Source organism: Ruminococcus intestinalis (genome assembly GCF_014288065.1).
Classification (GTDB): domain Bacteria; phylum Bacillota; class Clostridia; order Oscillospirales; family Acutalibacteraceae; genus Ruminococcoides; species Ruminococcoides intestinale_A.
This window is the reverse complement of record NZ_JACOPS010000002.1, coordinates 327,078-340,352: the sequence shown is the minus strand read 5'-3', so window position 1 is coordinate 340,352 and position 13,275 is coordinate 327,078. Positions and strand designations below refer to the sequence as shown.

The following is a 13,275-nucleotide window of genomic DNA, read 5'->3' as shown; positions in this document are numbered from 1 at the left end:
TATGCAATATTTAAATAAATACATCCGTCTGTAAAAAAGCAGACGGATTTTTTATGTTTTGTAAACTGTCCTTATAAAATTTACGAAAATTGTCTATTTTAATAGTGACACTATTGTTGTATAATGGGAACATCACAAGATAAATGTTGAACTGTTCAGAAATTTGAGGCGTGATTTAATGACAAAAAAAGCTGTTTTAATAAATGACCTTTCAGGTCTTGGAAAATGCTCGCTTACTGCGGCTATACCCGTGCTTTCCGTAATGGGTATTCAGGCTTGCCCTATGCCGACTGCGGTGCTTACAAGCCAGACCGGCTTTAAGAGTTTTTACTGCAACGACTGCACCGACAAGCTCGATTACTACACATCGGAATGGAAAAAACTCGGTTTTCAGCCCGACGGCATTTACACAGGTTTTTTATCAAGTGAAAAACAGGTTGATAAAATTCTTGATTTCATAAACAGCTTTGAAACAGAGAACACGCTTGTACTTGTGGACCCTGTTATGGGTGACGGCGGCAGAACCTACAGCCTTTTTACAGACGCTCTTGCCTGTAAAATGAAAAAATTGGTGACGGTTGCCGATGTTATTACACCGAATCTTACAGAGTGCTGTATTCTTTGCGATGTTGATTACTGCGAATTTATAAAAAATGCCGACAAGCCCGATTTTATGGACAAAATCGCAGAGCTTGGCAAGAATTTGCTTAATCGTTATGGCGTAAAAATCGTAATAATTACGGGCATTGAGCACAAAGATATTGACGGTACAATGTATGTGCAAAATCTTATTGCATCCAAAGATGAGGTGTTTAGTGTAAGCTGTAAAAAAATAGGCGGCAGATATTCGGGTACGGGAGATTTGTTTGCCTCGGTAATGTTTTCCGGACTTTTAAGAGGCGACACTTTGAGAGATACCGTTAGTCTGGCAGTAAAATTCATAGAAACTTCTTTGCGTGATACCGTAGCGTTGGGTATTGACCGCAATGAGGGCATTGAGTTTGAAAAACACTTAAAAATACTTTTGTGAGGGATAACTATGGAATCAAATACAATTTCAAAATCTAAGTCAAAAATTAATGTAAAGCTTATTGCTATTACAGCAATGTGTGCGGCTTTGGTAACAGTTACTACTGCGTTTATTAAAATTCCGTCAATGTTCGGATATTCACACGCCGGTGACTCAATGATTTATCTTGCAGCAAGCATTTTGCCCGGTCCTTACGGTATCATTGCCTCATCAATCGGCGGTGCGCTTGCAGACTTGATTTCCGGTTATCCGCAGTGGGCAATTCCTACTGCTATCATCAAGGCTTTTAATGCTGTTCCGTTTGTTCTTTGCAGAATGGCTATGAAAAAACACGGCAAGGACAACAAGATTATTAACTGGTCATCACTTTTAATGCTTATTCCGACTACTATGGTTACAGTCGGCGGTTACTTCATTGCGAACGGTCTTATGTATGGCTTTGAAGGCGCAGTTGCAGAGCTTGCTACTTGGTGGTTACAGCCGGGTATGGGCGCATTAATCTTTATAGTTCTCGGTTTTGCCCTTGACAGAATTGATTTTAAGAAAAAACTTGCTTTAAAATAAGCACATTTGCTTATTTTTGAGATTTGGAGTATAATAAATGAAAAATAGACTTGAATTAAATAAAAACCTTGCGCAGATGCTCAAGGGCGGAGTTATTATGGATGTAACAACTCCTGAACAGGCTAAGATTGCCGAGGCTGCGGGTGCGTGCGCAGTTATGGCATTAGAGAGAATTCCTGCCGATATTCGTGCGGCAGGCGGAGTTTCTCGTATGAGCGACCCTAAGATGATTAAAGGTATTCAGAACGCAGTTTCTATTCCTGTAATGGCAAAGTGCCGTATCGGTCATTTTGCAGAAGCACAGATTTTACAGGCAATTGAGATTGACTACATTGACGAAAGCGAAGTTTTATCTCCTGCAGATGACAAGTATCACATTGATAAAACCGCTTTTGATGTACCTTTTGTATGCGGCGCCAAAGATTTAGGCGAGGCATTAAGAAGAATCAACGAGGGCGCATCTATGATTCGTACAAAGGGCGAGCCTGGTACAGGCGATGTTGTGCAGGCTGTTCGTCATATGAGAATGATGCAGTCTGAAATTCGCAGAATCGCATCTATGGCAAAAGATGAACTCTTTGAAGTTGCAAAGCAGTTACAGGTTCCGTATGATTTGGTTTTGTATGTTCACGAGAATAAGAAATTGCCTGTTGTTAATTTTGCTGCCGGCGGTGTTGCTACTCCTGCTGATGCTGCGCTTATGATGCAGCTCGGTGCAGAGGGTGTATTTGTCGGCTCGGGTATCTTTAAGTCGGGTAATCCCGAAAAAAGAGCGTCTGCTATTGTTAAAGCTGTTACAAACTTTAATGACGCTAAAATGCTTGCTGAACTTTCAGAAGATTTAGGCGAAGCTATGGTAGGAATTAACGAGCAGGAAATTGAAATCCTTATGGCTGAAAGAGGCAAATAATTATGCAGATAGGTGTACTTGCTTTGCAGGGAGCTTTTATCGAGCACGAACAAATGCTTGCAAAACTCGGTGTGTCCTCTTTTGAAATCCGTTGTTTAGATGATTTGAAAAAGCCGTTTGACGGTCTTATAATTCCGGGCGGCGAAAGCACCGTTATCGGAAAATTACTTTTTGAACTCGGGCTTTTTGAGCCGATTAAAAAGTTGATCAATGACGGACTGCCGACTTTTGGCACTTGCGCAGGCTTATTGCTTTTGGCCGACAGCATAGAGAATGATACAAGAAAGTATTTTTGCTCTATGAATATTGAGGCCGTAAGAAATGCCTATGGCAGACAGCTCGGAAGTTTTTATGCCGAAGACAGCTTTGCGAACGAAGGAAAAATTCCTATGACTTTTATACGAGCTCCGTATATAAGCCGAGTTGGCGACGGTGTAGAAGTTCTTGCTCAAGTTGACGGAAAAACAGTAGCGGCAAGGCAGGGGAAACAGTTGGTAACTGCTTTTCACCCTGAATTAAATAATGATTTAACCGTACATAATTATTTTATAAAAATGATTAACGGAGAAATATAATGTATTTATAAGGGAGAAGAAAATAAATGGCTGACATACTTTATGTTTATAAAACATCAATTTATGCTAATCTGACTAACAAATGCCCGTGCAGATGTACTTTTTGTATTCGCAATAATACCGATGCAATCGGTAATGCAGATACACTGTGGCATAAGCACGATCCGAGCATTGAAGAAATCAAAAAAGCTGTAGATGATTTTGATTTTACAGGCTTTAAAGAACTTGTGTTCTGCGGTTACGGCGAGCCTACCAATGCTCTCGATAATCTTATTGCTACTGCGCAGTATGTCAGAGAAAAGCACCCGGATATTAAGCTAAGACTTAATACAAACGGTCTTGGTGATGTTATAAACAAAAAGCCCGTTGCAGAGATTTTGTCAAAATACATTGACTCTGTATCAATCAGTCTTAACACCTGTTCGTCAGAAAAATATGACGAGGTGTGCCGACCTGTATTTGAAAATGCATATGAATCAATGCTGAAATTTGCGACAGACGCAAAAAAATACTTTGGTCACACTCAATTTTCAATAGTCGATACTATTCCACAGGAAGATATAAAGGCTTGTCAGAAGATTGCTGACGATATGGGAATTTACCTTAGAATAAGAAAATATTCCGCTTAAAAAAATATAAACCGCTCATTGACCTTTTGTGTCATTGAGCGGTTTTGTTGTGTTTAAATTTAAAATTATGGTTTAGCGGAGTGTCGGTCGGGCATTGAAATTTAGCTAACGCTAAATTATCCTCCCAAAAGCAAAAAAGTTTACTCAATTTTTTCAAAAATTGCGGGTTTGGGCAGCGCCCATAAAAATTTTCCGATATAACAATTTATCAGTCGCAAACAGCCACGCTGTTTGCGTGCTAAAACTAAGTTTGTTAAAACAGGCGACAGCCTTTTATAAAAGAAATAATTAATTTCCAATTTAATAATGAATGGCTTTCTTGTTGCTATCACATTTAATGGCATTCGCCGTTGTGTTCAAGCCGCCAAACAGCAAGCTGTTTGGCTATCATTAAATTGCATAAACGGAAAGTATTTGTGGGCTTTGCCCACACCCACAACCTTTAAAAAGGTTGACCAAACTTTTATAATTAATTGGCAAATCAATTTGCTAAACCATAATTTATTCCAATTTTTCGATAAAAAGCCAAAAGCAATCCCTCCGAAAATATCGGAGGGATTGCTGCGTGACTATCGAATATTTAATTAATATCTTAATTATCACCAAGTACCTACATTATAGCCTTTATCTGTCTTTGTTGTTTTAGCATAGTAATTGGTGTCTTTTGAACCTGTGTTAATATCAACAGTCTGTGAAGAACCGTTAGTAAAGATTACGCTGTCGCAAGAAGTCGGAACAGTCAATGTATAAACTGCCTGACCGTGGTCATTATTCTCTACGAAATTCATTTTTGTGCCCGGCCAAGCAACTTCACCCTGACTGCCGCTTGTCCAATAATAACAGTAAATTGTACCGTCCCAGTTAAGTGAGTTTGCAAATGTTACTGTGTATGTACCGCTTGGAGTTGTTGTAGGCTCTGTTGTCGGTTCTGCAGTTGTAGGCTGTGCTGTAGTTGGCTGTGTTGTCAGTGCCGCTGTACTTGCTTGTGTTGTTGGCTGTGTAGGCTGTACAATATACTTATACTGACCTACTAAACTGCCGTCTGCAATATTATGAACCAAGTACATCTGAACAAGTGTAGCGTCAATTACATCAACACTGCCGTCATCATTTGCATCTGCCGCAATAAGCTGTTTATCTGTCAATGTTGACTGCTCACTGATAAATAACTGTATAACAGATACATCATTGATTGAAATGTTGCCGTCTGTATCAACATCTCCTATCAATACTTTATCAGAAGGTGTTGAAGGAATTTCTGTTGCAGATGTTGACGGCTGTGCTGTGGTAGGTTGTGTAGTCGGTGCTGTTGTAGGAACTTCACCTGAATCGTAAAGATATACAACATTGATTACGCCTGCGGAATAATTGCCTGTTGCATTTAAAGGAGTAATTACATTTTTACCTGCAACTGCAGAAGTTGTGTATGTGTCGCTTGAAGTAACCTTTGTTTTCTTGCTTACAACATCAGAGGCAATCTTTTTGCCTGTTGCAATATCAATATGGCTTGTAATTACTGTAGCGGCAAATGTGATAGCGCCGTTATTAATCCATACTTCGCCGGATGCGGCATAACCGCTTGCACCCTGCCCCGGCTCCTGAGCGATATTTGAAGTTGGGTGGAACATTACATAGCAAGCTGATGCAGGAACTGTACATTTGTACCAACCGTCGCCCTCGCTTGTCATTACTGTAGCGGTATTCCATTCGCCTGTCGGATTTTTGCCGTCGTCTGTATATGAATAGCAACGAACATCTGACCAGCTTGACGGCTTTTTGTAGTGAACTACTGTGCTTGTAGAATTAAGCTTTTTGTACTTAAATGTAATAGTTGTGTCAGTACCCGAGAAAGTACCGCTTGTGTTTGCAGGGAAACTATCTGTATCAAGCTGATAACCCTGAATTGTTGCAGGACTTACAGAGTATTCATCTCCGCTTCTCATTTTGTTCTTAACAGAGTCTTTAACCTTTGTGCCGTTTGCATTTACATAGTTTACTGTAAGGTAACCTGAGGAAATACCTGAAGATTTGTATGTAAATGTTACAGTGTATGTCTTGCCGCTTTCAACTTTACCTGTTGTTGTGCCTGTTGTATTAACAAGATTATAGTCATAAAGAAGTGTTGTATCAGGTAAAGCACGGTATGTTGTACCTGTCTTATAAGTAGCTGATGTGCTCTTTAAAACATTGCCGTTTTCATCAACATGGTTTACCTTAAGTGTACCGTATGTAGGCTCTGCATTCTGAAGATCACCGAATGTAGATGACTGAACAAGTACGCAAGTACTTCTTGCAGGGATAGAATATGATTTGCCCGAAACTGTGCCAAGACTTTCAAGTCCTGCCTTTGTGCCGTTTGCAACAACTGTCCAGCCGCTGCCGTCAAGATCGATTGTGCAAGCCTGTGTACCGCTGTTTACGAGTACGCAAACCTTGCCCCACTCGCCGGCTGTGTTATTGGAATATGTATAAGCAACAACATTGCCGTATGATGACTGGAATGTAGGAGTTGAGAAGTTACCTCCCTTGAGCGGTGTGTAATTCTCTCTGATTTTAAGAAGGCCCTTATAATAATCGGCTGTTTCAGAATATGTCTTTAAACGAGTCCAATCAATGGCATTGATTGAATCGGGTGATTTATAACTGTTGTGGTCGCCCTGCTTTGTACGGCAGAATTCCGAACCTGCTGTCATAAATACTATGCCCTGTGAAGTCATGAGAAGTCCCATTGTGGCTTTCATCTGATCTGTAAGCGAAGAGGAAGTAGAGTTCCAATCCTTACTACCGTTACTAAGCACCATCTTATCCCACATAATAAGGTTATCGTGGGCATCGGCATAAGCAATTGTCTGTGAAGGAGCTTTTGCACCGAAGCACTGACCTTTTACACCGTTTACAACTGTGTAAGTTTTACCATTATTACCCTGAATAAAACCGGTTGATGCATCGTTTGTACCACCCTTAATAGCATCACGGTATGAGTCGCAGAACATACCTACTCTTGCATCAAGCTGAGAAGCTTTGCTCTGAAAACAACCGTCGCTGATTGCGGTTGAACCGCCTGTCCAAGGCTCACCGTACATAAGAATCTTCTTACCCGAACCGTCCGAATAAAGGTTATCAAGACTTGAACGAATCTGATTCATAGTAGCAATGTCGTGAATTCCCATAAGGTCAAAACGGAAACCGTCAATGTGGTACTCGCTTGCCCAATAGAGAATTGAGTCGATCATATACTTTCTGTACATAAGTTTATCGGATGCAGTTTCGTTACCGCAGCCCGAACCGTTTGAATAAACGCTTGAACTTGTTTTTCTGTAATAGTAGTTAGGAACTGTATCTGTAAAACATGAACCCTCTGTTACATATGTATGGTTGTAAACAACATCCATTACAACGGAAATACCTCTGTCATGAAGTGCCTGAATCATCTGCTTAAATTCAGTGATTCTAACATTACCGTCATATGGGTTAGAAGAATATGAACCCTCGGGAACATTGTAGTTTACAGGGTCATAACCCCAGTTTCTGTTTGTTGCCGAACCTGTGATTGTTTCATCGACAGAACCGAAATCATATACAGGCATTAGCTGAACGCAGTTAATACCCGACTTTACAAGATAATCAGCAGCAGTTGATACATAGCTTGCGCTTGTATCCGAATTAATCTTTGTGCCGCCCTCGGTAAATGCGAGGTATTTACCTTTATTGTCATCACTGACGCCCGAAGTGTCCGAAATTGAGAAGTCACGAACATGAACTTCCCATACAACTGCCTCCTGTGCATTGTTGAAAAGAACATGGTTATCGCTGTCCCAACCGTCAGGGTCTGTTGAATCAAGGTCAACAACCATTGAACGGTTACCGTTTACACCTGTTGCTTTTGAATAAACATCCTGTGTTTCGTTTGTTGTACCGTTTACGGTAACAAGATAAGTATAGTATGTGTTCTTAAGGTCACCGTTTACAGTAACCGACCACATACCTGTAGAGCTGTTCTTTTTAAGGTTATAAGTGCCGAGAACAGCTGCACCTGATTCGGAATCGGAACCTGTTGCATAGAGTTTAACCTTTACGGCAGATGCCTCCGGTGACCATACCTTAAACTCTGTTGAGCTTTTGCTGTAGTTTGCACCGAGATTCTGTTCGTTGTAAGCATTGCTTGCATAATTTTCAAGATAACTTGCGTTGTAGTAATTACCTGCCGACACTGCTTCGGTATCTGTGGTTGCCGCTGTTGTTGACAACGATGTCATACCAAAGAGCATTGTAGCGCTAAGTAAAACTGCAAGCGTCCTTTTTAAAAACATTTCTTTCTCTCCTTTTTTCAATTTACTTTATGTATCAGTAATTAGATTTTAGCAAATTTTGCAAAGCTTTAATTTCTTTTACGGAAAATAAATAAGCACATTAAAACAAAGTTTTACTGTGCTTATTGTGCATAATTAACAAAATTGTTTTCTATCCAAAAAATCAGTCAAAATCAGTAATAAGCTGCATATCAGCCGAAAACACAGATTTAACGGAAATAAGTATTTTCTTGTTCTATACGCAAGAAATATCATTGCATTTAACACGGCACAGCAACAATAAATACAGAACTGATTTTATTATATATGACAGCGTTCACTAAGTCAACACATTTCAAACATTTGTTCCGAATATTATTTATGTAATTAACAAATTTGTATAGCATTTTAACTATAATAATCGTCAATGATATTTTTTGTGGTTACAAATCTATACTTTTTTGTTTATTTCTGTATCTGAAAAATGACAAAAAATTTACAATAAATCTACATAAAAAACAAAATTGTATTTTGTTAAAATATACAAAGATAAATATATACCTATACTTTTGTGCGTATTTGCCTTGACTTTTATCGTAAAACGATGTATTATCTTGCTTAAGGGTGATTGGTATTCACAAAGAAAGGTTACTTTTATTTTATGTTACTGTTCAGAATTAATACTTATTCTAACAATGCTAATATTTCCTACGGTATTGATGTAATTGACAAAGAGCGAACTGTCAGGCAATATGCCAATCTGTCCGATAATGCGGAAGAGATAAAGAAACTTGTTATTCTTTGCAATTCTCTTGATATTGAGGAATGTCACATTGACGATATAGTAGAAGATTTTTTAACTGATTTCAAAACATATTAATATAGCTATTTTCTTGCAGATGTGCTATACTTATATCATAAATTATTAGGGTGATATCAGTGATATGTAATTTATGTCCAAGAAAATGCAATGCACAAAGAAGTGAATCAAGCGGCGGAGGCTTTTGCCGAATGGGAACAAATCCCGTAATAGCGAGAGTTGCACCTCATTTTGGCGAAGAGCCTTGCATCAGCGGAGCAAACGGCAGCGGTACAATTTTTTTCAGCGGTTGCACCCTCGGCTGCGTTTACTGCCAGAACTATGAGATTTCGTCTTTGCACAAAGGCAGAGAGGTTACGCCGCAACAGCTCGCCGACTGCTACAAAAGACTTGAAGAGCAGAATGTTCATAACATAAACCTTGTTACAGCCGACCATTTTGCACCTGCCGTTGTAAATAGCTTTGAAATTTACAAGCCAAAAATTCCGATTGTGTATAATTGCAGTGGTTATACAAGTCCTAAAATCTTAAATATGCTTGACGGAATAGTTGACATCTATCTTCCTGATTTCAAATACAGCAATAATGAGCTTGCACTTAAGTATTCACTCGCACCAAACTATGTAGAAACTGCAACCGTAGCAATTAAAGAAATGCTGTTTCAGGTTGGGTTTCCACAGTTTGATGACCGACAGATGATGCAGAAAGGCATAATAGTAAGACATCTTATTCTTCCGTCACACACAAAGAACAGTATGGAAGTTCTTGATATACTCAAGAAAAACTACGGAAATCAAATACTCGTCAGCCTTATGGGGCAGTACATACCTATGGGCAATGCTAATAAATATGAAAAAATAAACCGAAAAATCACAAAACGAGAATATCAAAAGGTTAAGGACTACTATATGATGCTCGGCTTTGACGGCTTTACCCAAGAGCTTGACTCAGCCGACCGCAAATATGTGCCCGACTGGGATTTTTAATATTGTGTAAGAATCAAATTTATTGATTAATATCGACATTCATAATATAAATCAAATTTTTAAGCGACAGTTAGTTTATGCTGTCGCTTGTTTTTATTCGGTTAATTCTTGTTGCCATTCAATTTTATGCGTGTTATAATTTAAAAAATTACAGAGTATCAGGGAGTTATTATGGACACATTACTTACCCTTGGTTTAAACCTTGTTTCTTTAAGCCTAACGATTATAAGTACCGTTGTATTTATACAAAATTCATACAGTCAAAAGATGTCACGATATTTTACCGCCTGTCAGATTTTAATTATAAACTGGATAGTATGCCATATTTTTGACATTTTCACCACAAACCTTTCGGTAAAAATAATTCTCAGCAATATCGGCTACTTCTCTGTATGCACTATAGGAACTGTGTTTTTGATTTTTGCTTTGCATTATACAAAAGCCGCTACAGTAAAAAGTAAAATTTTTAAAACAGCCGTATTTCTTCCGTCAACAATTCTCTTTTTACTAAAAATCACAGATCCTATTTTTCATTTATTTTTTAAAAGTTATCAGAGCAACGAAGTAATCGGCGGAAACGGATTTTACATAACGGTTGCATATAATTACTTGTTGCTGATAATATCCGTTTGTTTAATGGTCGGAAAAAACATTAAATCTTTTAAAGAGAATTTCCCACAGATACTTTTGATTTCGCTTTCGGCAATAATTCCCATTACTTTCAACTTAATTTCTTTGCTTGATGTTTTTTCAATAAGATATGATTTTACTCCTGTATCTTTTTCAATAACTTCTTTACTGATATTTTTAGCTGTTTATAAATACGAATTTATTACCATTCCCCCGCTTACCGTAAAATATCTTATGAGCTCAATAAACGAAGGAATAATTGTTACAAATCAAAAACATAAAATCACCTATATTAATGACGCAGTAAAAAAAGCCTTTAATCTTGATGACAGTATTTTACATAAAGATTGTATTACAGCATTTATGCGTATTGCGGAAATCACAAACAGCGATATTTCAAAATTCAGCGATTTACTGAATAAAAACTCAGGTTCATTAGATGTTTCCGTTTCGGAAAACAAATACTTTGAAATCAGCAAAATGCCCGTTTGCAACGAAAAAAGAACCGTATCCGAAATATTTGTTTTTTATGATGTAAGTACATATTATATGCTGAATAAAAAACTGTCAGAAAAAAATCAAGAACTTACAAAAGCAAATACACAGCTTGCTAAGATGAATGTAATAGAAAAGCGACTTGCCGTTGAAAAAGAACAGACAAGGATTGCGCAGGAACTTCACGATTCTGTCGGTCACAGCCTTGTTTCAATTATGACATTGCTAAAGCTGTCGCTGATTGACAAAAACAATTCTAATGAAAATACAAAAAAGGCTTTGCAAGCCTCCGAATTATTACTTAATGATGTAAGAAAATGCGTTGTCGGCATTAAAACAGATACAAAATCAAGCATTTCTGCCAGAATACAAGATTTTATATGTAATTACAATTCAGGAAACAGCTGTATTGAATTTACTGAAATGGGCGAAGAAAAATCATATCACGGTTTTGCATCCGACACAATTTTCAGCGTTGTTCGTGAGGCTGTCACCAATTCAATCAGACACGGAAATGCAAACAAAATTGAAGTTATACTTAAATTTTCAGAGGATTGTATCAGACTTTATATAATTGACGACGGTACAGGCTGTGATAAAATTGTTCCTGATTTCGGACTTAAAGGAATGAAAGAAAAGATTAATTCTATCGGCGGGAATATTGAGTTTTCTTCATTACCCGATAACGGATTTTCCGTAAAGGCATATATTCCCGTGGAGGTGATAAATTATGATTAATGTTATAATTGCAGACGATGATGAAATTTTCAGAAACGGTTTAAAGATAATTATTGAACAGGACAAAGATATAAAAGTATGCGGTCTTGCAAGTAACGGAAATTCGGCATATGATTTATGCAAAACAGAAAAGCCCGACATTGTACTTATGGATATGCAAATGCCTTATTGTGACGGCTCAAGTGCTACTTATAAAATAAAGCAGGACTTTCCGAATATTAAAGTGCTTGTATTAACCACATTTGACGATAAAGCCACAGTAAGCAAAGCGTTGACAAGCGGAGCGGACGGATATGTGCTCAAAGATGTAGATGAAACAAAAATAGTTAATGCTATAAAAAGCACAATGCTCGATATAAATGTTTTTGGAAAAACTGTTTTTGACAGCTTGAAAGAAAAACTTGTTAAAAATAATACTCACACAGTAAAACTTACAAACAGAGAAACCGAATTGCTTGTCAATGTGGCAAAAGGACTTAGCAACAAAGAAATTGCTAAAACTATGTTTTTATCAGAGGGAACAGTGAGGAATAATATTTCTGCATTGCTTCTTAAATTAAAACTAAGAGACAGAACTCAGCTTGCAGTTTATGCAGTGAAAAATGATTATATATAGTTGGTCATAAATAGATTATTAAATATAGATTTGGGCTCATTTTCATTTTGTGAAAATGAGTCTTTTTGCATTAAGTATGAAAAATAATGACAAATGTCATCTAGTAATAAGAAACAATATATGATATATTTTTTATAAAAAGAGAACGATAATTGAATTTGTTTTTTTGTTGAACGCATAGATAGTTTGTATTTGTAGTTTATAAATAATAGTAACTATAGCAGACAAAAATATAAGTGTTATTCGAGAGTTTTCTAGTTAACATTTGACACAGAAAATATTTTACCGAAAGTGAATTATGGGCAATGTTGTGACATATTAGTTGCCATAAAAATTAATAATTAATTGTAATAAGTTTTGAGGGCAGCTGTATGAAAAAAAGAATTTCCTTAGATAGCACAATTAAATATTCGTTAGATAAAGTATCTTGTTTTGAAAGGGCTGTTGCTAATCAACTAAATCATAAAAATGGATATTATGGTGATTTATTTATTATTTTGTCAAAAATATACCAGTTTTACTTCTTACAAATCGGTGTGGATTCTCGTGAAAAAATAATTGAACTAAGCAAAAAACTATTAAAATTAGAAATTAAGCATATTCATAAAAATAACTTTTCAAAAAAATATTCAGAATTACATTAACAAGGGTTATGTGACTGTTTTGGGCGGAAATCTAATATCATTGTTTTATTCCGAACAGTACATGGAAAAGGATTGGCCGCATTGGTTTATAATTACCGGATATGATACAGATAAAAAACTTTATTATGTTATAGATGATATTCAATATGCACATGAAGATAAAGTCTATGGCGATGTTTGTTTAACAAGTAAAATGTTAAAATCTATTTATAAAAAATATATTTCAAAATATGGCATCAAATGGAGTTGCTTTGTTTTAGAGCCACAACAAAAATTATTTTTATCTGAAGCGTTAAGAAAAATATTAATGTTATATACATATACAAAATATGTTTCAACGAAATAAACT

12 protein-coding genes are annotated in these 13,275 nt (G+C 36.9%); 11 read left to right on the top strand and 1 reads right to left on the bottom strand.

Annotated elements, in window-relative coordinates; translation table 11 throughout:
- Nucleotides 1–178: 178 nt before the first annotated feature.
- Genes H8R91_RS05790 through H8R91_RS05770 form a run of 5 tightly spaced genes read left to right on the top strand, consistent with a single transcriptional unit; the run spans nucleotide 179 to nucleotide 3,708 of the window.
- Nucleotides 179–1,030, top strand: a complete 852-nt coding sequence (locus H8R91_RS05790; protein ID WP_186935236.1) for a pyridoxamine kinase — start codon at nucleotides 179–181, stop codon at nucleotides 1,028–1,030.
- A 9-nt stretch (nucleotides 1,031–1,039) separates the two neighbouring features.
- Nucleotides 1,040–1,594: an ECF transporter S component gene (locus tag H8R91_RS05785; RefSeq protein WP_022234021.1), complete on the top strand. Its 555-nt coding sequence runs from the start codon at nucleotides 1,040–1,042 to the stop codon at nucleotides 1,592–1,594.
- A gap of 37 nt (nucleotides 1,595–1,631) precedes the next feature.
- Complete coding sequence (gene pdxS, locus H8R91_RS05780; RefSeq protein WP_186935235.1) at nucleotides 1,632–2,504, top strand: pyridoxal 5'-phosphate synthase lyase subunit PdxS; 873 nt, start codon at nucleotides 1,632–1,634, stop codon at nucleotides 2,502–2,504.
- 2 nt (nucleotides 2,505–2,506) lie between these two features.
- Nucleotides 2,507–3,079 (top strand): pyridoxal 5'-phosphate synthase glutaminase subunit PdxT, encoded by a 573-nt coding sequence (pdxT, locus tag H8R91_RS05775; RefSeq protein WP_117705432.1) that lies wholly within the window; start codon nucleotides 2,507–2,509, stop codon nucleotides 3,077–3,079.
- Between the two features lie 26 nt (nucleotides 3,080–3,105).
- The gene (locus H8R91_RS05770) at nucleotides 3,106–3,708 is read left to right on the top strand and encodes a TIGR04100 family radical SAM protein (protein WP_022234024.1); all 603 of its coding nucleotides are present in this window, start codon (nucleotides 3,106–3,108) and stop codon (nucleotides 3,706–3,708) included.
- A gap of 599 nt (nucleotides 3,709–4,307) precedes the next feature.
- Here H8R91_RS05770 and pulA read toward each other — a convergent pair.
- The gene (gene pulA / locus H8R91_RS05765; protein WP_186935234.1) at nucleotides 4,308–8,018 is read right to left on the bottom strand and encodes a type I pullulanase; all 3,711 of its coding nucleotides are present in this window, start codon (nucleotides 8,016–8,018) and stop codon (nucleotides 4,308–4,310) included.
- 640 nt (nucleotides 8,019–8,658) lie between these two features.
- On the opposite strand from pulA, the gene H8R91_RS05760 reads away from it, so the two are divergent.
- The 6 genes from H8R91_RS05760 (at nucleotide 8,659) to H8R91_RS05735 (ending at nucleotide 13,272) form a co-directional block, all read left to right on the top strand.
- Nucleotides 8,659–8,877 carry a DUF6514 family protein gene (locus H8R91_RS05760; RefSeq protein ID WP_022233950.1) on the top strand — a complete coding sequence of 73 codons (219 nt, stop codon included), beginning with the start codon at nucleotides 8,659–8,661 and terminating at the stop codon, nucleotides 8,875–8,877.
- A 131-nt stretch (nucleotides 8,878–9,008) separates the two neighbouring features.
- On the top strand, nucleotides 9,009–9,803 hold the full coding sequence (locus tag H8R91_RS05755) for a radical SAM protein (RefSeq protein ID WP_186935233.1): 795 nt from the start codon (nucleotides 9,009–9,011) through the stop codon (nucleotides 9,801–9,803).
- A 171-nt stretch (nucleotides 9,804–9,974) separates the two neighbouring features.
- Nucleotides 9,975–11,666, top strand: coding sequence for a sensor histidine kinase (locus H8R91_RS05750; RefSeq protein WP_186935232.1), 1,692 nt, complete (start codon nucleotides 9,975–9,977; stop codon nucleotides 11,664–11,666).
- Nucleotides 11,659–12,282: a response regulator transcription factor gene (locus H8R91_RS05745; RefSeq protein ID WP_186935231.1), complete on the top strand. Its 624-nt coding sequence runs from the start codon at nucleotides 11,659–11,661 to the stop codon at nucleotides 12,280–12,282. Before H8R91_RS05750 ends, H8R91_RS05745 begins: the two co-directional genes overlap by 8 nt.
- Nucleotides 12,283–12,653: 371 nt before the next feature.
- A complete protein-coding gene (locus H8R91_RS05740; protein ID WP_186935230.1) occupies nucleotides 12,654–12,926 on the top strand; it encodes a hypothetical protein in 273 nt (90 codons plus the stop codon).
- Between the two features lie 40 nt (nucleotides 12,927–12,966).
- A complete protein-coding gene (locus H8R91_RS05735; RefSeq protein ID WP_186935229.1) occupies nucleotides 12,967–13,272 on the top strand; it encodes a hypothetical protein in 306 nt (101 codons plus the stop codon).
- The last annotated feature ends 3 nt before the right edge of the window (nucleotides 13,273–13,275 follow it).

What these genes read in the sequence shown, in the direction of transcription:
- H8R91_RS05790 (WP_186935236.1), top strand. Translation starts at nt 179, where the DNA reads ATGACAAAAAAAGCTGTTTTAATAAATGACCTTTCAGGTCTTGGAAAA.
- H8R91_RS05785 (WP_022234021.1), top strand. Translation starts at nt 1,040, where the DNA reads ATGGAATCAAATACAATTTCAAAATCTAAGTCAAAAATTAATGTAAAG.
- pdxS (WP_186935235.1), top strand. Translation starts at nt 1,632, where the DNA reads ATGAAAAATAGACTTGAATTAAATAAAAACCTTGCGCAGATGCTCAAG.
- pdxT (WP_117705432.1), top strand. Translation starts at nt 2,507, where the DNA reads ATGCAGATAGGTGTACTTGCTTTGCAGGGAGCTTTTATCGAGCACGAA.
- H8R91_RS05770 (WP_022234024.1), top strand. Translation starts at nt 3,106, where the DNA reads ATGGCTGACATACTTTATGTTTATAAAACATCAATTTATGCTAATCTG.
- pulA (WP_186935234.1), bottom strand. Translation starts at nt 8,018, where the DNA reads ATGTTTTTAAAAAGGACGCTTGCAGTTTTACTTAGCGCTACAATGCTC.
- H8R91_RS05760 (WP_022233950.1), top strand. Translation starts at nt 8,659, where the DNA reads ATGTTACTGTTCAGAATTAATACTTATTCTAACAATGCTAATATTTCC.
- H8R91_RS05755 (WP_186935233.1), top strand. Translation starts at nt 9,009, where the DNA reads ATGGGAACAAATCCCGTAATAGCGAGAGTTGCACCTCATTTTGGCGAA.
- H8R91_RS05750 (WP_186935232.1), top strand. Translation starts at nt 9,975, where the DNA reads ATGGACACATTACTTACCCTTGGTTTAAACCTTGTTTCTTTAAGCCTA.
- H8R91_RS05745 (WP_186935231.1), top strand. Translation starts at nt 11,659, where the DNA reads ATGATTAATGTTATAATTGCAGACGATGATGAAATTTTCAGAAACGGT.
- H8R91_RS05740 (WP_186935230.1), top strand. Translation starts at nt 12,654, where the DNA reads ATGAAAAAAAGAATTTCCTTAGATAGCACAATTAAATATTCGTTAGAT.